The organism is Agrobacterium sp. A3-95 (assembly GCF_053521785.1).
This window is the reverse complement of the sequence record NZ_JBNWDR010000003.1, coordinates 13,483-33,678: the sequence shown is the minus strand read 5'-3', so window position 1 is coordinate 33,678 and position 20,196 is coordinate 13,483. Positions and strand designations below refer to the sequence as shown.

17 protein-coding genes are annotated in these 20,196 nt (G+C 59.5%); 3 read left to right on the top strand and 14 right to left on the bottom strand.

Features of this window, described 5'->3' with window-relative positions; translation table 11 throughout:
* Positions 1-12 precede the first annotated feature (12 nt).
* The 4 genes from ACQZ5Y_RS09575 to ACQZ5Y_RS09560 all read right to left on the bottom strand — a co-directional run bounded on the left by ACQZ5Y_RS09575 (position 13) and on the right by ACQZ5Y_RS09560 (position 5,524).
* Positions 13-1,074, bottom strand: coding sequence for an ABC transporter ATP-binding protein (locus ACQZ5Y_RS09575; RefSeq protein ID WP_003514159.1), 1,062 nt, complete (start codon positions 1,072-1,074; stop codon positions 13-15).
* Positions 1,071-3,302: an ABC transporter permease gene (locus ACQZ5Y_RS09570; protein WP_019565040.1), complete on the bottom strand. Its 2,232-nt coding sequence runs from the start codon at positions 3,300-3,302 to the stop codon at positions 1,071-1,073. Before ACQZ5Y_RS09570 ends, ACQZ5Y_RS09575 begins: the two co-directional genes overlap by 4 nt.
* A gap of 86 nt (positions 3,303-3,388) precedes the next feature.
* A complete protein-coding gene (locus ACQZ5Y_RS09565; RefSeq protein WP_003514162.1) occupies positions 3,389-4,414 on the bottom strand; it encodes an ABC transporter substrate-binding protein in 1,026 nt (341 codons plus the stop codon).
* A gap of 117 nt (positions 4,415-4,531) precedes the next feature.
* Positions 4,532-5,524, bottom strand: a complete 993-nt coding sequence (locus ACQZ5Y_RS09560) for an ABC transporter substrate-binding protein (protein ID WP_029658808.1) — start codon at positions 5,522-5,524, stop codon at positions 4,532-4,534.
* Positions 5,525-5,753: 229 nt separating this feature from the next.
* Here ACQZ5Y_RS09560 and ACQZ5Y_RS09555 point away from each other — a divergent pair, with 229 nt between their 5' ends.
* From ACQZ5Y_RS09555 to ACQZ5Y_RS09545, 3 genes are all read left to right on the top strand, one after another.
* A complete protein-coding gene (locus ACQZ5Y_RS09555; RefSeq protein WP_174049984.1) occupies positions 5,754-6,494 on the top strand; it encodes a winged helix-turn-helix domain-containing protein in 741 nt (246 codons plus the stop codon).
* Positions 6,491-8,605, top strand: coding sequence for an ATP-binding protein (locus tag ACQZ5Y_RS09550; RefSeq protein WP_174049986.1), 2,115 nt, complete (start codon positions 6,491-6,493; stop codon positions 8,603-8,605). The genes ACQZ5Y_RS09555 and ACQZ5Y_RS09550 overlap by 4 nt, the downstream gene beginning before the upstream one ends.
* Positions 8,606-8,742: 137 nt before the next feature.
* Complete coding sequence (locus ACQZ5Y_RS09545; protein WP_174049988.1) at positions 8,743-10,470, top strand: chemotaxis protein; 1,728 nt, start codon at positions 8,743-8,745, stop codon at positions 10,468-10,470.
* 58 nt (positions 10,471-10,528) lie between these two features.
* Here ACQZ5Y_RS09545 and ACQZ5Y_RS09540 read toward each other — a convergent pair whose 3' ends face one another.
* From ACQZ5Y_RS09540 to ACQZ5Y_RS09495, 10 genes are all read right to left on the bottom strand, one after another.
* Entirely contained in the window at positions 10,529-11,230 is a 702-nt protein-coding gene (locus ACQZ5Y_RS09540) for a ParA family protein (protein ID WP_013636809.1), read from the bottom strand.
* 117 nt (positions 11,231-11,347) lie between these two features.
* Complete coding sequence (locus ACQZ5Y_RS09535; protein WP_113472897.1) at positions 11,348-12,436, bottom strand: protein-glutamate methylesterase/protein-glutamine glutaminase; 1,089 nt, start codon at positions 12,434-12,436, stop codon at positions 11,348-11,350.
* A gap of 12 nt (positions 12,437-12,448) precedes the next feature.
* Entirely contained in the window at positions 12,449-13,318 is an 870-nt protein-coding gene (locus ACQZ5Y_RS09530; protein ID WP_013636811.1) for a CheR family methyltransferase, read from the bottom strand.
* Entirely contained in the window at positions 13,315-13,809 is a 495-nt protein-coding gene (locus ACQZ5Y_RS09525) for a chemotaxis protein CheW (RefSeq protein WP_003514179.1), read from the bottom strand. The genes ACQZ5Y_RS09530 and ACQZ5Y_RS09525 overlap by 4 nt, the downstream gene beginning before the upstream one ends.
* A gap of 2 nt (positions 13,810-13,811) precedes the next feature.
* The gene (locus ACQZ5Y_RS09520) at positions 13,812-15,629 is read right to left on the bottom strand and encodes a methyl-accepting chemotaxis protein (RefSeq protein WP_013636812.1); all 1,818 of its coding nucleotides are present in this window, start codon (positions 15,627-15,629) and stop codon (positions 13,812-13,814) included.
* Between the two features lies 1 nt (position 15,630).
* Positions 15,631-16,176 (bottom strand): chemotaxis protein CheW, encoded by a 546-nt coding sequence (locus ACQZ5Y_RS09515; protein ID WP_111783443.1) that lies wholly within the window; start codon positions 16,174-16,176, stop codon positions 15,631-15,633.
* Entirely contained in the window at positions 16,173-18,140 is a 1,968-nt protein-coding gene (locus ACQZ5Y_RS09510) for a chemotaxis protein CheA (protein ID WP_174049990.1), read from the bottom strand. Before ACQZ5Y_RS09510 ends, ACQZ5Y_RS09515 begins: the two co-directional genes overlap by 4 nt.
* A complete protein-coding gene (locus ACQZ5Y_RS09505; protein ID WP_013636814.1) occupies positions 18,137-18,505 on the bottom strand; it encodes a response regulator in 369 nt (122 codons plus the stop codon). The genes ACQZ5Y_RS09510 and ACQZ5Y_RS09505 overlap by 4 nt, the downstream gene beginning before the upstream one ends.
* Positions 18,502-18,828 (bottom strand): hypothetical protein, encoded by a 327-nt coding sequence (locus ACQZ5Y_RS09500; protein WP_174049992.1) that lies wholly within the window; start codon positions 18,826-18,828, stop codon positions 18,502-18,504. Before ACQZ5Y_RS09500 ends, ACQZ5Y_RS09505 begins: the two co-directional genes overlap by 4 nt.
* Positions 18,821-19,954 carry an HD domain-containing phosphohydrolase gene (locus ACQZ5Y_RS09495; protein ID WP_336509975.1) on the bottom strand — a complete coding sequence of 378 codons (1,134 nt, stop codon included), beginning with the start codon at positions 19,952-19,954 and terminating at the stop codon, positions 18,821-18,823. The genes ACQZ5Y_RS09500 and ACQZ5Y_RS09495 overlap by 8 nt, the downstream gene beginning before the upstream one ends.
* Positions 19,955-20,196: the final 242 nt, after the last annotated feature.

Here is a 20,196-nt window from a genome sequence, read left to right as displayed (position 1 = left end):
ACGCTTTGAAACTCAGGCCTGGATCAAGGCAATGCCACGGTTCTTGAACCCGAGTGTGACATCGCTTTCGGGCGGCAGGCTGGTCTCGACGGCATGGTCGATGATGAAGAGCGTGCCGATATCGGTCTCGACTTCATATTCGACGTGACCGCCGAGATAGGCGCTGTGCAGCACCCGCCCGGCAAGTCCCTGCCCGCCCGATTGGGCAATGGAAATCGAACCCGGACGAACCGCAAGCTTTGCCGGGCCGGGTTTGGCATTGCGTGCCGCAACACGATGATCGATCCCCCCAACGCGGATCAACGCATCGGCGCCCTCAAGGCTGACCACCTCGCAGCCGACGACATTCGCCTCGCCCATGAAGTCGGCGATGAAGGAAGAAGCCGGCGCCTCGTAGAGTTCCCGCGGCGCGCCTGACTGGGCGATCTCGCCTTCCTTCATCACGATGATCCGGTCGGAAACGGCCAGCGCCTCGTCCTGATCATGCGTCACATAAACGGCTGTAAAACCAAGCCGCTGCTGCAATTCCCGGATTTCGGTACGAACCCGGCGGCGAAGACGCGCATCAAGGTTGGAAAGGGGTTCATCGAGCAGCAGCACCTGCGGCTCCAGCACCAGAGCGCGGGCAACCGCCACGCGCTGCTGCTGACCACCGGAAAGCTCGGCAGGCAGACGATGTCCCATGCCGGCCAGCCCCACGAGCTTCAGACCTTCCTCAGCCTTCTCCCGTGCTTCCGCCTTGCGCAGTCCGGAGGATTGCAGGCCATAAGCGACATTGTCGAGCGCCGTCATGTGGGGGAACAGGGCATAGGACTGGAAAACCATCGAGACATCGCGCTCGTTGGCCGGCAGCATGGTCACATCCTTGTCGCCGATCAGAATGCGACCGGCCGTCGGATGTTCGAGCCCCGCCAGCATGCGCAGCGTCGTCGTCTTGCCGCAACCGGAGGGACCGAGAAGTGTCACCAGCGTGCCGGGTTCGATGGTGAGCGAAAGGTCGGGGATGGCGGTGAAGGCGCCGAATGTCTTGCGGACATTCTGAAAGGTGACGGAGCCGGGCTTTACGGAAATCATGCGGTTTTCTCCTGAGCGAGAGGAACGGAGGACGCGGACGGCAGTCCCGCGACGCGGTTTTCGCGGCGCAGGCGACGCTCGCCTACAATGAGCTGGAAGCCGGTGATAACAGTGATCATCACCACGATCAGCATGGAGGAATAGGCAATGGCGACACCGTATTCACCGTTTTCGACGAGACCGACGATGTAGGAGGTCGCCATGTTGTACTGGGCGCTGACGAGGAAGATGACGGCGCTGATCGAGGTAATCGCTCGGACGAAGGAGTAGACCAGAGCCGCCGTGATCGCCGGGCGCAGCAGTGGCAGGATCACTTTCCTGATCGTGCGGAAACTGTCGGCGCGCAGCGTCAGCGAGGCCTCATCGAGGCTTTTGTCGAGTTGGCTCATTGCCGCAATGCCGCCGCGCACGCCGACCGGCATGTTGCGGAAGACGAAGCAGGCGATCAGGATCAGCGCCGATCCCGTCATTTCCACCGGCGGAAGGTTGAAGGCCATGATGTAGCTGACGCCGATGACCGTTCCGGGAATGGCAAAGCTCATCATCAGGGCAAATTCGAAGATGTTCCGACCGGCAAACTTCTGCCGCACGATGATATAGGCCGTCAGCAGACCGACGGCAGCGGTCAGCGGCGCCGACACCAGCGCGATCTCCATGGTGGTCCAGAACGAGTTCCAGGCAACACCGGTCCAGGCAATCGAGCCGTTGGAGAAGCTGACGGAGAACGCGCGGATGTAGTGGTCGAGCGTCAGCGAATTGTCCAGACCCCAGGTCTTCACGAAACCGCCGACGAGGATCATGCCGTACACGACGATGGTGAAGACCATCCACGGCACGACGACGGCATGGACACCAATGGACAGGCCGCGTGGCAGCGCGATATGCGCGCCGCTGTCGCCCTTGCCGGTAACCGTGGCGAAGTTCTTGCCGGCCAGCCAGAAACGCTGGGCGAGGAACGCCGAAAGCGTGAAGCACAGGAGGATAATGGCGAGAACAGCGGCGCGTGAAGGGTCGTTCTGCGAACCCACGACGGCAAAGAAGATTTCCGTCGACAGCACCCCATGCGTGCCACCAAGCACCAGCGGATTGCCGAAATCCGCCATGCTTTCGATGAAGCCGATGAGAAACGCATTGGCGAGACCCGGCTTCATCAGCGGCAGCGACACCCGCCAGAAGGTGCGCCAGCGGTCGGCGCGAAGCGTTTGCGACGCCTCCTCCATCGACGGGCTGACACCTTCGACGACACCGATCAGCACCAGGAAGGATATCGGCGTGAAGGAGAGCACCTGCGCGATCCATATGCCGGTCATGCCGTAGAGCCAGCGGCCGGGTTCGATGCCGAAGAGATAGGAAAGCCATTCAGTGACGACACCGGCGCGGCCGAAGAGCAGCGTCAGGGCAAGACCGATGACGAAAGGCGGCGTTATGATCGGTAGAACCGTCAGAAGGCGCAGGCCCTTCTTGAACGGAAAACGGGTGCGGGTGGCGACCAGCGCGAAACCCAACCCAAGCACTGTGGAGCCGAAGGCGGTCATCAAGGCGAGGAAGAGCGTTCGCCAGGCAACGCCGCAGCGTTCTTCACCCGTGACACAGCCAAGGCTCCAGATGCCGGGATCCTGAATATTGCGGATGAAGCCATCGGCATTAAAGGAGCCATCGAAATCCTGAACGGATGCGATCAGCATGCTGCCGATCGGATAGAACACGAAAACGGTAACGAGGAAGGCCAGAATGGAAATCGAGCCGACGACAAAGGCGTCGCCCTTCATCACGCCGCGTTCGGCAAGCCCGAAGGCAAAGAAAAGCACAAAGACCAGCGACATGACGACGGCGCCGGCGCCCATGGCGGGCTGGCCATCGGAAAGCACGCCGAACAGGTTTTCACTGACGCTCCATGTCCAGCCGGTAAAGCCGATCGCCAATCCCTGCAAAATCAGAACCACGAGACCGGCAGCACCAATCCACGCAAGCAGCTTGCCCCGCAACATCGGATCGCCAATCGGGCGGACAAGGCATCCGGCAAGGAAAAACAGGCCAGCACCGGCAAGCCAGGGTTTTCCATAAACCAATATTTGCAGCACACCGGGCGCATTGCTGGGGGAAGAAAGAAACTCAGACAGCCAGCGGAAGCTGAAGAAGCCGCCTTCAATGCGATACCAGGGAAGAAAAACCAGGGCAAAAGCCCCGAGCGCCAGGACAATGTTCAGCCTGCGATTGCCACGTGTCATGGCCGACCTCGCTTATTTCATGCCGATGAAAGAACGGCGGACATCCCGGCTTTCAAAAGCCGGGATGCCGATCGCCGGAGTTCAGATCAGTTTGCGACTGCACCGACCTCGCGGTCCCAGCGTTCCAGCAGCGCCTTGCGCTTGGCCGGGTCGCCATAGGTCTTGAAGTCGTAGTCGATGAGCTTGATGTCCTCGAACTTCGGTGCTTCCTTCGGCACTTCCGCGGTCTTGTTGGATGGAAGCTGGAAGGACTTGGCGTCCTTCATGCGTGACTGGACCTCTGGCTTCAGCGCCCAGTCGTACCAGGTCTTGGCATTTTCGAGGTTGCGGGCACCCTTGATGATCGACATGGAGCCAATTTCGTAGCCGGTACCTTCGCAGGGCGCGATGGACTTGACGGGGAAACCTTCCGCTGTCTGCGCCACGGCATCATGCATGAAGACGATGCCGAGTGCCGTCTCGCCACGCGCTGCCGCCTTCACCGGCGCGGATCCGGACTTGGTATATTGCGAGATGTTGGCGTTGAGCTTCTTCAGATAATCGATCGCCTGGTCTTCGCCCATGATCTGCACGAGCGAGGCAAGCGCCGTATAGGCTGTGCCCGAAGAGTTGGGATTGGCGATCTGGATTTCGCCCTTCAGTTCCGGTGCCAGCAGATCGGCCCAGCACTTCGGCTCCTTGTAACCCTTGGATTTGAAGATTTCGGTGTTGTAACCCCAGCCCAGCGCGCCGGCATAAACGCCGACGGTTCTGTAACCGGTGCTTTCCGCCTGTTTGACGGCCCAGTCCTGCAGCTGATCCAGCATCGGCGACTTGTATTCGAGCGTCAGGTTTTCGGAGGCCGCCTGCATGTGCGGATCGCCGGTGCCGGCCCACCAGATATCGGTCTTCGGGTTGCGGGCTTCCGCACGTACCTTGGCATAAGTTTCGCCGGAAGACAGGCGAACCATATTGACCTTGATGTCATGCGACTTTTCGAAATCGCCCTTCATCTGTTCGCAGATGACGACATCGGCAGAGCATATCAGGTTAAGCTCGCCTGCCGCCTGCACCGATGTGGTGCCGAGTGCCGTACCGGCAAAAAGCAATGTGGAAAGTATCGTCAGTCGCATGGTTATCCTCCTGTAGCTTGCGTCTGAATGGTTCGGCAGTCCACAAACATGGCGCTGCCGGTCGCGGCATCTTGTGCTGCCACGCTGTCTGTCTTTTCGGTCTTGGATTGCTGACCCCTACTGGGTCGGGTGAATTTCGTTGTCGAAGCGGCTTAACAATCGACTTCGCTCTTCGGGTTGGCCAAAGGTGGCGAAGTCGTAATCCACCATCTTGATCATCGATATATCGGGCGCCGTCAGCGGCAATGTCGCCCGGGCGTTGGATGGCACCTGGTTCTGCCCCGCCTTTGCCCCGGTCGCCTGTCCTTCCGGGGTCAGCGCGAATTCAACGAAGGCCTGCGCCAGCGCATCGTTGTGGTTGCCCTTGACGATGCTGACCGCACCGATCTCGTAACCGGTTCCCTCGCAAGGGGCGACGATCACCAGCGGAAAGCCTTCGATCTTCTGTGTCACGGCGTCATGCATGAAGGAAATCCCGATCAGAACCTCCCCCCGCGCCGCCGCCTTTACGGGCGCCGAGCCGACCTTGGTGTAACTCACCACATTCTGGTTAAGCTTGCCCATGAAACTGAAAGCCTCCTCCTCGCCAAAGAGCTGGACAAGCGTGGCAAGCATGGTGAAGGCCGTGCCCGAATAGTTCGGGTTGCCGGTCTGGATATGGCCGCGATAAATCTCCTTCGCCAGATCCTTCCAGCATGTCGGGGCCGGCAGATTGTTCTTGGCGAGCAGTTCCGTATTATAGGCAAAACCGAGCGCACCGGCATAGATTCCGGCCGATTTCGATCCCGACATCGCATTGAAATTCTGCGCCCATGGCAGCAGATCCTGCTGATGGGCAGGCTGATACTCTTCCAGAAGGCCTTCCGAACCCGCCTGCAAATGAGTGTCGCCTGTACCGCCCCACCAGACGTCGACTGTCGGATGGGCGCGTTCGGCACGAATCTGATCGAGGATTTCGCCGGTGCTCTTGCGAACCATCGAAATCTCGACCCCCATCCGCGCTTCGAAAGCCCGCTGCATGGTCACGCACCAAGCCTCGTCGACGCCGCACAGGACGTTCAACTTCGTCGCGGCCATGCCATGCCCTGCGCCGCACAGCCATAAGGCCATGCTCGCCGCAAGTGCGGTCAATGCTCTCAACTGAGCCTCCCTGCTTGGAACCTCCCCGTTCCAATCTCCGCCATTAGCATGTCACATCCTGACCGCACCGCAATCGAAGAATGGTTACCAATCTTTCCGAACAAGATTACAGATATTACAAATATGACAGGGCGGATAACCAGCTAGGCTTTGAAGATCGCGTCTGCCGCGCCTATGATGATGGCGGGAGGAATACGCAGTGCTTAATCAGAAGGTTCGCATTCTGATCGTCGAGGACGATCCGGATATGGCAGAGCTTATCTCGGACCTCGTCGAGGCCGAGGGCTGGCTGCCCACCTGCGCGCGCTCCGCCGAGGAAGCGGACGAGATATTGGCGAAGGACGTGATGCAGCTGGTGCTCGTAGACCACAACTTACCCGGCACCTCCGGCCGCACCTTTGCCCAGAGACTACGCAGCAAGGTTGATATCGGCATCGTCATGGTAACGGCTGCCGGCAGCGCCGCCGACCGGGTTCTCGGCCTGGAAACAGCGGCCGACGATTATGTCGTCAAACCCTTCGAACCGATCGAACTCACGGCACGGATCAAGGCCGTTCTGCGCCGGACGATCCCCTCCTTAAAGCAGGAAAAGGAAAGTGAGCGCGACCACGGCCGGGCAACATTGCTCCTCAGCGACTGGGCGATTGATCTCAATGCCCGACAGGCGGTCTGCCTGACCGATCGCAGCAGAACGCTGACAAGTGCCGAATTCGCACTTCTGGAAATTCTGGCCGAAACGCCCAACCAGCCCGTCAGTCGCTCCCAGATCCTCGACAGGCTGGGCTCGGAAAGCGACCGCTATATCGATAGAAACGTCGATGTGCTGGTGCTGCGGCTGAGGCGCAAGATCGAGCGAAACCCCGATCTGCCGCGTCACATCAAGACGCGGCGCGGCAGGGGTTATGTGCTCCACACCGACGAGGGCGAGCTTTCTCCGTGATCAGCCGCTCCTTCCTTTCCTCGATCGCCTTTCGCCTGCCCTTTGCGATCGTCTTCATCTGCATCCTCGTATTCAGCCTATCCGCCATCGCCATCTACGGCCTGCAACGCGCCCGCGATGAAATGGCCGCCTACGGCCTGCAGGCCTTTTCCAGCCTTGCCAAGGCATCGCTGGTTTCGCGGCAGGTCTCCGACCTCGTCTCGAGCGCACCTTTCCTGATGAATGCCGCCTCGCCCTATCGCGTCTCCAGCGAAAGCCGGTCCGTGGTCCAGCAGGTCGATATCCTGCTGGAGATGACAGGGCCAGGCAACGGTGATCGGGTCGCCCGCGGCTTTGCCAACGAGCGCATCGTCGAACTCCTTGAATTGATCAGAACACAGACGCTGGATCTGGCAAAGGATGCCGATGCGGCGCAGGGCCACAAGGCGGAAGCGGCAGCCGCGCTTGGCGAAATTGCCACGGGTCGCGGCATCACCGATCCCGAACTGCGCAGGCGGATGAACGGCATCGTGCAGGCCGCATCCGCATCCGACAGCCTCTTCCAGCTTGGTGAACTGCGCCGCCGCTATGTTGCCGAAACCACCGCGCGCCAGGAAGGTTATCCCGGAGAGCGGCTCCCCGTGGCCGAGCTGCAACCCTATGAGCGGGTCTTTGAAGCGCAGAGCCGTTACCTCTTGGAAATGTTTGCGATCCGCGCCTCGGTGTCGCGGCTTCACATTGTGTCGCGCGATCTGTCCCATGTCACCGAAACCCAGAGCGATGCGGTTGCCCGCAGCCTCAACGAGGACCTGATCTCGACCTCGGACGCTCTGAGCCGCCTATTGGTCATCGTCGCAGTCGCTTCGCTTCTGGTTCTGGTCATGGCAACATTCTCGATTCGATCGGTGATGCGTGTCTCACGCGGGATCGCGACGCTTTCCAACGGCATGAACGCGCTCGCCAAGGGTGAAAAGGATGTCGGCCCGCCATCCTACACCGGATCGGAGACGGAACTGATCCGCCTGCTCGATGCTTTCCGGGCTTTCCATGACAGCGTCGATCGTGTCTCCCGCCTGCGGCGCACGGCGGAAGCGGCGGCCCGAACCATCCGCTCCACCTTCCGCAACATGAATGAGGGAATAGCGCTGTTCGATCCGACCGGTCGGCCAATCACCATGAACCGCCGGATCATAGAACTTGTCGGTCGTTCCGGCTCGTCGCGTAAGCTGCCGCTTCGCCGTTTTGTCGAACCGATACCGGAGATCGATCCCGCACTGTTCCCTTTCGAGAGCGGCCGAGGCGAGTTGATGGACCGGGCAGTGGTGCGCCATCGCACTGGAGATCAACGAGTGATCGAAATATCGATGTCACGCCAGCCGGATGGCGGTATCGTGCTGCTCGCCCGGGATGTAACTTCTCTCGATCGTCAGGAGGCGGAGGCCGCAAAAGCCCAGAGGCTTGATGGCATCATGCGCATGACCCATCAGGTCAGTCATGAAGTGGGCAACATGATCGGCATCATCACCGGCAGCCTCGGCCTGCTGGAGCGCGAAACTGGTTTCAACGATCGCCAGAAACGCCACATCGCCCGTATCCGCAAGGCGGCGGATCGCGGCCGTTCTCTGGCCAGCAGCATGCTGACCATCGGCAGCCAGCAGCCCATTCATCCGAGCTGCATCAACGTCGCAAACCTGCTGCGCGGCATGGCCGATATCCTTGAGATTGCAGTCGGCCCGAAATGCCGGATTGCGCTGGAGATTGACGAGAATCTTCCCTCGATTGCGCTAGACCCTGCCCTCCTCGAGCAGTCCATCCTCAACCTTTGCCTGAATGCGGCAGCGGCCATGCCCGATGGTGGCCTGATCTCGATCAGCGCCGCTTCCGAGAAGGATGCACTTGTGATCGCCGTCACCGACGAGGGGGTGGGCATGACGCCCGAGGCGGTGGACAAGGCCTTCGAGCCCTATTTCACCACCCGGCAGGAACACGGCGGGGCAGGCCTCGGCCTTGCAATGGTCTACGGCTTCGTCCGGCAGAGCGGCGGCGAGGCGCATATCAGCTCGATGCCGGGCGATGGCGCAAGGGTACAACTGACTTTTCCGGTAGGCACCGACCACGTCCAGATTCGATAAGCCCCGAGAAGGCCTCCAGGGGAGAGGAATTCGTCAACCAATTGAGTTGTTAACTCCCGATCAACTCAGAATATTCACTGTCCGTTTCTTCCTGCTCTCTAGGATCAAGCCATCCGAGTATGGGAAACAGTACCGTCGTGAAAAATCAACCAAAAGCTGAAGCCAGTGATCCGCAAGCGTACCTGACCGCGCGCCTTGCAACCGCACAGTCTCGTATCGAGAAGACCTTTCTCGAAGGCGGCTCCGTGCTCGTTTCAGTCATGGACATCCTGAACCAGCTCATCACCATATTGGACCGCATGACGGGTTCGATGGACGGCGATACCGCGGATGCGGCAATGGCCAACATGCAAAAGACCATTGAGGATATGGTCCGCCTGCCGGAAACCGAACAGTTGCGACAGGCCGCCTTCGTTGAAATGAGTTCCCTTTGCAAGTCTGCAAACGGCCATGTCGATGATATCCGCGAGACGATCCGTTACCTGAAAACCTTTGCGGTCACGGTAAAGATCACCGGCGCAGGCATCGCCGAATTTTCCTCCTTTGCCGAGGAAATCCGCGAACGCATCCATTTCGGCGGTACTGAAGTCGGCAAATTCGCGCAATATCTCGATCTCATGGACAAGCAGCTTGCCAGAGCGCGCGACGTCTCATCCGTCATCGGCGCCGATTTCGAAGCAACGATCCCCGGCATCGTCGGAGGTTTGAAGACAAATTCCGGTCGCATCGGCGAACAGCATCGCGCCATGACGGCCATGGCGGCCAAGGTGAAATCCGTCGCGCAGGGCGTGCAGGGCAAGATAGCGGCAACGCTGTCCTCCCTCCAGATCGGCGACATTACCCGCCAACGTGTCGAACATGTGCAGACGACACTCGCCCTGTTCAGCGATTATCTGAATTCCGAAGAGGCGCTGGCGTTAAATTCCGCCGAAATGGACGCTCTTTACGACACCGTTTTCGAGATGGTCAGCGCCCAGATCGACGAGATGGCAACCACCTTCCAGCAGGATTGCCGCAAGATTTTTGCAGGCATCTCAAGTTTCGCCGACGATGCCGCAACCATTCTTTCACTGCGCGACACCCTGGTGGAAGATGCTGCCAATGATGGCGGCAGCGCGTTGCAGCTGCTTGAGCAGGACATAGCAAAGGCGTGCGATCTGGCCGGGCGCGTTCAGGAAGGCATGGCGGATGCCAATGCGGTCGTCGCTTCCGTTACCGGTACCGCACAGGACCTGTTGCACGGCATTGAAGTGCTGCGCTCGATCAAGACTGAAATCCATTATATGGCGCTGAACTCAAACCTGCGCTGCTCGAAACTGGGCGACGAAGGCCGGTCGGTCAATGTCGTCAGCGGCGAGCTGCGGGTCTTTGCCGACAAGCTGGAAAGCCCGGCGGATTCGATCGTTGCCGATCTCCACCGGATCGAAAGCGTCATTACAAATCTGAAGAAGGCTGAGAACCGGAGCGCCGGTGATCTGCGGGAACCATTGAACGAAGCACTGGAAGCCATAAGCCACGCCAAGGGTCAGATGGAAACCGGTCTTCAGGATCTCGCCACGGAAGGTCAGGCCGTTTTCAGCCGCATCAGTGCCGCCGTGATCAAGCTCGATTTCGAAAGCGAACTCGGCGATGTCCTGAAAGAATGCCATCACGTGGCAAGCGGGCTGGCCGCCGGCGGCGCCGGAGACATTTCCGGCTTCGCAGAGAAAATCCAGCCGTTTTCGGCACGCATCTACAAGATCTACACGATGGCGCAGGAGCGCGACGTGCATCTTCGCTACTTGCCGGTCGATCTTGCGCCCGGGCAGAAAGCACCCGCCACCGTCGAAGATGACGACGATCTCTTTGCCGACGCGCTTTTCTAGAGCGTATTCGATCTAAACGGGATCGATGGGGCGCTTTTACTGCGCCGGGTTCCCGGCGTCAGGCCGCCTGCATCAGTTTGCCAGGGCTTTTCTTGCTGGAGGCCTCAAGGAGACGGAGAACCTCGGCGGCAAAAGCTTCCGCATTCTGCAGAGCCTTGTCGAGATTGCTGACATGGCCGGCTTTCATCATATGCAGGCATCCATCGAATTCGAACATATCGCGAAACGCAGAACGTTCGAAAATGGGCGTATCGAGAACACGTACATTCCTTTGCGCCAGCAGTTCCCGTGCGGCCAGAAGCGCGCGGGTCGTGACCAGCGGATTGACGCGGGTCAGCACGACGGAATGGTCGATCCGGATATTCGCCTTTTCATCGAGATAACGCAGCAGCTCCAGCACCTGCGCCCCGCCCTGCGCATCCATGGTGCTGCCCTGAACGGGTATCAGCACATGGTTGGAGAGACCTATCGCAGTCGCGAGCAGGGGCGATTGCGCACCGGGCAGGTCGATGATCACATGATCGAATGCACGGCGGCTGTCGATGACATGCTGCTGTAACGTCGCCGCCGTCACATAGGTGATGACTGAAAAATCGACACGCGCATCGGCCTTTTCACGCCAGCGGGAAATCCAGCGCTGTGGATCTGTATCGATGACGCAAACCCGCGATCCGCGACGCGCCAGTTCGGACGCCAGGAGAAGAACCGCCGTGGTTTTCCCGGCGCCGCCCTTGGTGTTCGCGAAGGTGATAACTGGCATGGCATGATCCGGAAAACTGGGCGGAGACTGTCATGCCTCGCGGAACGCACCTGTCGCATGGTGTTACCGCCATCATTGGCGAGTTTGGTTAATGCCGGGTAAAAAAGGGTCGCGCCATCAGCGGCGGCGGTCTTCGGCCTGAATTTCCAGCGCGATCCTGTCGAGTGGCAGAACCTTGTCGACACCGCCATGGGCGATCGCTTCCTTCGGCATGCCGAAGACAACAGAGGATGCTTCGTCCTGCGCCACCGTGAAGGCGCCCGCCTGATGCATCTCCAGCATGCCGCGTGCGCCATCATCACCCATGCCTGTCATGATGATGCCCATGGCGTTGGCACCGGCGGCACGCGCGGAAGAACGAAACAGAACGTCCACCGAAGGCCGGTGTCGCGAAACCAGTGGCCCGGTGCGGACCGAAACGCGATAACGTGCACCCTGCCGCTCCAGCAGCATATGCCTGTCGCCCGGCGCAATCAGCACATGGCCGCGCAGCACCGGATCGCCGTCCTCGGCCTCCTTGATCTCGACATCGCAGAGACTGTTCAGGCGTTTTGCAAATGCGGCGGTAAATTTTTCCGGCATATGCTGAACGATCACGATGCCGGGTGAATTGGCCGGCAGCTTCATCAGCATTGCGCGCAACGCTTCCGTGCCGCCGGTGGATGCACCGACACAGACCACCATTTCAGTGGTGCGCGCCATGGCCTTGCCCGAAGGCGGCGGCAACACGGCATCGGCGGTCAGCTTGGCCTGCGGACCGCTTGCGGCAGCCGAACGCAGCGCCGCCCGCGCATTGCCGACGCGGGCGTGCGCCGCACTTTTGACGACCTCGCAGATGCGCGTGGCCTGCTCCGCCAGATGATCCGCAGCGCCTATCCTCGGCTTGAGGATGATATCGACTGCCCCCGCCTCCAGCGCCTGAAGCAGGGTTTCCGATCCGGCCTCGGTCAGCGACGAGCACATGACTACAGGGATCGGTTTCTGCGACATGATCTTGCGCAGGAAGGTGATGCCGTCCATGCGCGGCATTTCCACATCAAGCGTGATGACATCGGGAATTTCTTCCTGGATGCGCTTGGCCGCAACAAACGGATCGGCAGCGGCCCCGATCACCTCAATACCGGGATCGCTTTCGAGAACCTCGGTCAGGGTCTGCCGGACGCTGGCGGAATCGTCGACGATGAGAACGCGGATTTTGTTCGACATGGCTCTCTGCCGCTATTGCTTCTTGAAAACGGTATTGGCGACCTGCCGCAGGGGCAGGTCGATACCGGTTATCGTTTCGGAATGACCGATGAAAAGGTAACCGCCCGGCACCAGGCGCTTGCACAATTGAGTGAGGACGTGAACCTGCGTTTTTTTATCAAAGTAGATGAGAACGTTACGGCAGAAGAGAAGGTGCACCGCATCGCCGATCTGGTAGGTCGGGTCCATGAGGTTGAGGCGGGCAAAACCGATCTTGGAACGCAGCCGCGGCACGATCCGAACCTCCCGTCGTCCGGCATCGACCGACCGCATGACATATTTCCGCATCATGTCGGCCGGAACCGGTTCGAGCAGTTCACGGGCATAGATACCGCTATGGGCTTTCCTGAGCACATCAGTGGAAAGGTCGGTCGCAAGGATACTGAAATTGTTGATGACCTGTTTCTCGGCCGCTTCGGCCAGCACCATCGCCATGGTATAGGGTTCCGCACCCGTCGAACAGGCGGAACTCCAGGCACGGATACGCCCATGGCCTTCACCCGCAAGTGCAGGCAAAGCGAATTTCTCCATGTAGTCGAAATGGTTCGGCTCACGGAAAAAATCCGTCTTGTTGGTCGTCACCACGTCAATCAGGTAGATCGCTTCCTCTTCCAGCCCGTCTTCGCGGAAGAGGAAATTGCAATATTGAGCGAAGGTGGCATGCCCCGTGGCGCGAAGGCGCTTGCGCAGACGCCCTTCCAGCATGGTGCGCTTGCTGTCCGGCATCTTTATGCCGCTGTAATTGTAGATGTATTCGGCGAGCAGCCGGAAATCCCGCTGACTCAGGCCATCATGCGCGGAGCTGGCAGCAATGGAGGCATCCACGGGAAGGGCTCTCCTCATGCCGCCTGAACCGGTGTGCCGCCCTGCCGGGCAATGGCATTTTCTTCGTTCGAGAAAAGCTTTGCAAGATCGATGATGACGACGAAATCACCTTCCCGGCGAACCACACCTGCAATGTAGTCGGAGTTCCAGTGAACGCCGATATCGGGTGCCGTTTCCATCTGGTCGCGACGGAACGGCGTCACCTCGAATACCTTGTCCGCCACGAGACCTATCGCCAGCGTGCGGGATGGAAACGGAATATCCAGCACCAGCACGCGGGTATGGGGTGTCCGCACGCTGCGGCTCATTCCGAGCCGCAGCCGCAGATCGATGATGGGCACACCCTGCCCGCGCACATCTCTCAGACCCAGCAGATATTCAGGACTATGCGGAATCTTGAACGTGTCCTCATAGTCGAGGATTTCACGGACGACCGCGACGGATACCGCAAAGACCTCCTCACCGAGGCTGAATGTCACGAACTGGCCTTCTGAAGATGTGCTGGTCATGGTCAGGCGCTTTCGCGGAAATCCGCGTCGTCAGCATCGGGACCGCCCATGGACATATCCAGTGCGAAACCTTTGACGCGGGCTTGCTGGGCGCTGACGGTGTTGCCCGTCTGCGGTTTGCGAACGGGGGCCGGCTTCATCGCCGGACGCGTCGCAGCAGGCTTTGCGGCAGGCCGATGTGCAGCCTGTGCGGGGCGCGACGAGACGCTTGAGGTATCCACCTTGAAGAAGGCGATACTGCTCTGCAACTCTTCGGCCTGTGCGGCCAGCTCTTCCGAAGTCGCAGACATTTCCTCCGAAGCGCCGGAGTTCTGCTGCGTCACCTTGTCAAGCTGTTGGATTGCCTCGTTGATCTGGGAGGCGCCGATATCCTGCTCACGGCAGGCGGCGGAGATTTCGGCGACCAGCTCGGCGGTCTTGCGAATGTCCGGCACCAGACGGTTCAGCATGTCGCCCGCTTCGGTTGCCACCTGCACGGTCTCGCCGGAAAGCGAGCTGATCTCGCTGGCAGCAGCCTGACTGCGTTCGGCGAGCTTGCGCACTTCCGATGCTACGACAGCAAAACCCTTGCCGTGTTCCCCAGCGCGCGCCGCTTCAACGGCGGCGTTCAGCGCCAGAAGATCGGTCTGGCGGGCAATTTCCTGCACGATGGAAATCTTCTCGGCGATGGTGCGCATGGCGACCACGGCGCGGTTGACGGCTTCACCGCTGGCTTCGGCGTCCTTGGACGACTGACGCGCGATCTTTTCCGTTTGCGCGGCATTGTCGGCATTCTGCTTGATGTTGGCAGCCATCTCTTCCATCGAGGCCGAAGCCTCTTCGGCAGACGATGCCTGCTCGGTCGCGCCCTGGCTCAGCTGTTCGGAGCTGGCCGACAGTTCCTGGCTGCCGGAGGACACATTGTCGGAAGCGGAAAGCGCATCGGCGACAATGCCACGCAGGCGCTCAACCATCCGTTCCAGCGCAAGGCCGAGAGTATCCCTGTCGGACAGGGGTTTCGGCATGACGGTAAGATCGCCATCGGCAATCCGGTCGGCAATGCCTGCGGTATTGCGCAGATTGCCCGTCATCGTGTTGATGCGCGCAACGAGATCCTTGATCTCGTCATTGGTCTTGATCTCGACATTCTGATCGAGATCGCCGATCGCAACCGCCTCCGCCACGGTCATGATCTTGCGCAATCCGCTGCTGATGCCGAGCGCGATCCAGAATGCTGTCGCGATGGCGATTAGTACGGCAACGACCGATGCACTGACCAGCAGGGTGCGGGTCTGCTCATAGTCATCAGCCGCCAATTGCTTCGATTCTTCAAGACGGTCGCGGTTCATCTTGACGCCTTCGCCCAGTTTCCCGGTCAGGGCATTGGCAGCGTCACGGCCCTTGCCGGACGAGTACGACGCGGCGAGCGACGTATTGCCCTGCGCAACCAGTTCCCGGACGTGATCATCACTGGCCTCGAAAGCCTTGGTGATGGCCTGCAGATCCGTCCAGAACGCACGCGTCTCGGCGCTGGCGGTGGCTGCCATATCATTCAGCATAGCCGTCAACTGGTCGCGACTTTCGTTACCGGCCGCCTTGAAAAGCTGGGTTTCCTCCGGCGAAGCAGCAAGGATGATATTCTTCTGCGACCGGACAGTTGCCAGCGCCAGTGCGTTCATCTGGTGAACCTTGTCGAGGCGCACGACGGTGCCATCGACCACATCGTCCATGGCATTCTTGGCGATACCGAGGCTGTAGATGCCGTAGCCGGCCGTTCCGGCAAGCATCAGGATCAGAAAGCCGAAGGCAACCGCCAGCTTCATCTTGATTGTAAATCGCATCTCAATGCTCCTTGGAAAGTTCGATGACGTTGCCACGCGCGCCGGACGAAACCGGTCCGGACTCGCGATGCCCCGTGAAAATTGCTGTCAGATTTGGAAGAATGACGAACTCGCTGCCGCGTTTGATGAGGCAATGGATGTAATCCGCCCGCCACCGCATGCCGACGCTCGGCGGCGGTTCGCTGGCTGCCCGGCTGAACGTGGTCACCTCGTTGACCTTATCGGTCCTGATGCCGATCAATGCCGGCTCGCCATCAAACGGCAGTTCTATGACGACGATACGGCTATCAATGGTTCGCTCGGTGGCTTCCATGCCGAAGGCAAGACGGATATCAGCCAGAGGGATGACCTTGCCCCGGAAGTTGATAACACTCGCCACGAAGGCTTTAGCACCGGGAACGGCGGTTTCGGGCAGAAGATCCAGAATTTCCCGAACCTTCACCGCCTCGATGGCGAAGGTCTCGCCCGCGATGTTGAAGGTCAGAACTTCCACGGCGTCGGACACGCCCCAAAATTCGTCCGTCTGCTTCAAGAGAGACTGGTTCATCCCGCGGCCCGCAATCGCGCCTCCTGTTGTTGCCCCGCCATCACCAGATGTGCGACATCGAGGATAAGGGCGACATTGCCGTCACCGAGGATGGTCGCGCCGGAGAATGTCGCGACGTCATGGTGCAGTTTCGACATGGCCTTGATGACCGTCTGGTGGTCACCGATGATCTGGTCAACCACAAGCCCGACGCGCTCGGAGCCGGTGGAAATGACGACGATCTTCTGGAACTGATCCGGCTTGGTTCCGGTGTTGAACAATTCGCGCAGGCGAATGAAGGGAACGAGGCTCTCTCGCAGTGAAATGAAGGACCGGCCCCGCGAACGAATATCGTCGTCAGGCGACAGTTCGAGGCATTCCTCAACCGCCGGCAGCGGAATGACGTAACAACCATTGCCGACCCGCACCAGCAGGCCGTCGATGATGGCCAGAGTCAACGGGATCGCCAGCGAAACTTCCGAACCCGCGCCCGGCGTGCTGGTAACGCTGATCGTGCCGCGAAGGGCCTCGACGCTCTTTTTCACCACATCCATGCCGACACCACGGCCGGAAAGACTGGTAACTTCAGAGGCTGTCGAAAAGCCCGGCTGGAAGATCATCTGCAGCAGTTCCTGATCGCTGACCTGCGCGTTCGGAGCCAAAAGGCCGGAAGCCTCCGCTTTTGCCCGGACGCGCTGGCGATCGATGCCACGGCCATCGTCACGGATGGTGATGGTCACATCACCGCCCGACTGGCGTGCAATGAGGGTGATCCGCCCCATCGCCGGTTTGCCGGCCGCCACACGCTCATCGCTTTTTTCGAGGCCATGGTCGCACGAGTTACGGACAAGGTGCACGAGTGGATCAGCCAGGCGTTCGATCACCGCCTTGTCGACCTCTGTGCCTTCGCCCTCGGTCTCCAGCTCGATCTGTTTGCCCGTTTCCCGCGCCAGGTCATGGATCAGACGGCGGAACCGACCAAAAAGCTGGGCGATCGGCACCATTCGCAGGACCATCATCGTATCGCGAAGTTCTCCGGAAAGACGTTCGACATCCTCCGAAACAGAGCGCAAAAGAATATCGACGCTGCTACCCGCCAGCTGCGAAAGGCGGGACTGGGCAATGACGAGTTCACCGACCCGATCCATCAACTCGTCAAGTCTTTCAGCAGGCACCCGCACGTTTTCGGCCGCCTTGCCGCCCTTCGGATCGACGGCGACCTTTCTGGCTTCCGGCAGGATTTCGGAAACGGGGAGCTCTTCTTCGACAACCGCTTCGATTGCGCGGATATCGATCTCCATGTCATCCATCACGAAGATGAAAACGTCGTCGATTGCCGATTGCGGCTGCTCGGTCGTCAGCCGGACTGTCCAGCCCAGATGGAGATCGCTCGGATTAAGTGCATCGAGAGACGGCACCGTCGAGGTGTCGGCAACGATTTCACAATCGCCGAGTTCGGCCAGCTCATCGAGAAGACCGAGCGGATTGGTTCCGTTTGCCATGGCATTGACGGGCAACCGGAACCGGATTTCCCAAGTGGCGGCTTTTGTCTTTGCCTGCTTCCTGGCGAGATTCTGCGCCGGAACATGTGTCAGGACACCGCCATCGCCACGAGTGCCGACTGCCGCACGAAGCTTGGCGAGCAGCTGCTCTCCAACATCACCCTGCACACCGTGCGGATTGTCGACCAGCGCCTGCATATGATCCTGCGCTTCAAGAACGGCTGCGACCAGTTCGCTGGTTGCCGGAACCTCGCCCTTGCGCACCCGGTCAAAGGCGGTTTCGCAATGGTGGGTGAAGGCGGCAAGCGCCTCGAACCCGAACATTGCCCCGGACCCCTTCAATGTATGCAGTCCGCGGAAAACGGCGTCGATCTGATCCTGATCGGTCAAATCGTGAAGCAGATCGAGAAGGCCACCCTCGATTTGCTCGAAAAGCTCCGCAGCCTCCGTTCTGAAAACCTGAATAGGGTCCAGCGTCGTCATTTTCCCAGGACCTTTCTGACGATCTTGACCAGATGTTCGGCATCGAAGGGCTTGGTCAGCCAGCCGGTGGCACCAGCGGCCTTGGCGCGCGCCTTCATGTCCGCATCGGATTCCGTCGTCAAAAAGATGATCGGAATGCCGGTATGAGCCGGAGATTGCCGAAGCGCCTCAATCATCTCGAGACCATTCATGTTCGGCATGTTGAGATCAGTGACGATGAGGTCAAAATTCGCGGCCTTCGCCTTGGCAAGACCGTCCTGCCCATCAACGGCCTCGGTAATCTGGTAGCCCGCGCCTGTGAGGGCGATCTTCGTCGTCATGCGAATGCTGGCGGAATCGTCGACCGTTAAAATATGTGCGCTCATGATAGGTCCTTTCCATGCAACCAGAACTGGCGGGAGGCTTCATCCATCCGCGACAGGAAACCGCCCCGCCGCAATGTCTGCAAAACCTGACCGTCAGCCGGCTCTTTCAATGTTATCGTCTTGTTGTTCTGCGCCGCGAAATTGCGCGAGGCTTCCATCAGCTGCACGAAGCTCAAATCCGCATCCGCATCCTTGGGCACCTCGACCACCAGCCTGTCGGTGTCTTTGAGACGGTCGAGAAGAAGACCGTGTGCCGACGCAATCGACCGTATGGAAAGCGCTTGCGGCATCTTCAGTGTGTCGTTCGTGGTTTCATCAAACATGGGGAGTCTCCCGAACGGCTGCGGCTTGCATGCCGCCATCCGCCCTGATCGGTTGTTCTTCCGGTGTTTCGAGGCTCGGCACTTCGATCTCCAGAACGCCGTGACCCGTCATGAGCCTCTCGATCAGTGTCCATTGGCGCTGGAACGCCGCGACGCAGGCGGGATCGAAATGGCTGCCGCTCTGCGAGACAACATGCGCATAGGCTTCTTCGGTCGACCATGCCTTCTTGTAAGGACGCTCGGAGCAGAGAGCCTCAAAGACGTCCGCAATAGCGACGATACGGGCTTCCAGCGGAATGCCATCGCCCGACAAGCCGTGCGGATATCCCGTTCCATCCCATTTTTCGTGATGGCCGCCTGCAATCGCCTCGGCTATGCGCAGCAGATCGGATGAACCGTTTTCGAGAATCTGCACGCCGATACCGACATGTTTTCGCATTTCGGTGATCTCATCAGGCGTCAGGCGACCCGGCTTCAGCAGCACGCTGTCGGAAATTCCAATCTTGCCGACATCGTGCAAGGGTGCCGCGAGATAGATCATGCGGCAATGCTCGTCATCGAGGCCGATATCCTTTGCCATCAGCATGCTGATTTGCGCGACGCGGGAAATATGGTCGCCGGTGTGGCCGTCGCGGAATTCGATGGCCCGCGCCAGGCGCCAGATGATTTCTTCTTCGCGGGCCGCGAGTTGCCGGGTGGCCTTGCGCACCTCATCCACAAGGCTGCGCGCCTGTCCGGCAAGATCGCGCTGCGCCTTGCGCAAGGCGAGAAGGTTGCGCACCCGCGCCTTCAGCTCCACCGGGTCAAAGGGCTTGTGGATGAATTCCGTGACACCGCTCTCTATCGCTTCGATAAGGACAGGCCGGCCTCTTTCCGATGTGATCATGATGACAGGCACATGCGCGAAATGCTCATATGTATTCAGTGCCTTGAGGAGCTGTATGCCGTTATATTTCGGCATCGTATAATCCACCACAAGCAGATCGACCGCATTGTTGCGGCAGAATTCCAACGCCTCCGTGGGATCGGTGAAGCCCACGATGGTGCCGACATCCGGAAGCCCGCGGACCGTCGCTTTCAGGGCAACAAGAATCGACTTGCTGTCATCGACCAATACGATTTGCACTTGTCCTCGCTATCATTGGATTGCGGGCGAATAGACGCGCGAACTCCTCGGCTTTCACCGAACGAATTCAACGGATCTGGAAACATTTTTTTGGGAAAAGACGACCGCGTCATGTGGTCATAAAAATGAAGCGCCTGCGCGAAATTCTCCTGCGAAGACAACTTCTTATATGAATAAATTGACCAGATGTTGGTTAACAGCGGCTTAAGTGTGACTTATGAATACTTATAGTGAAGCGCCAT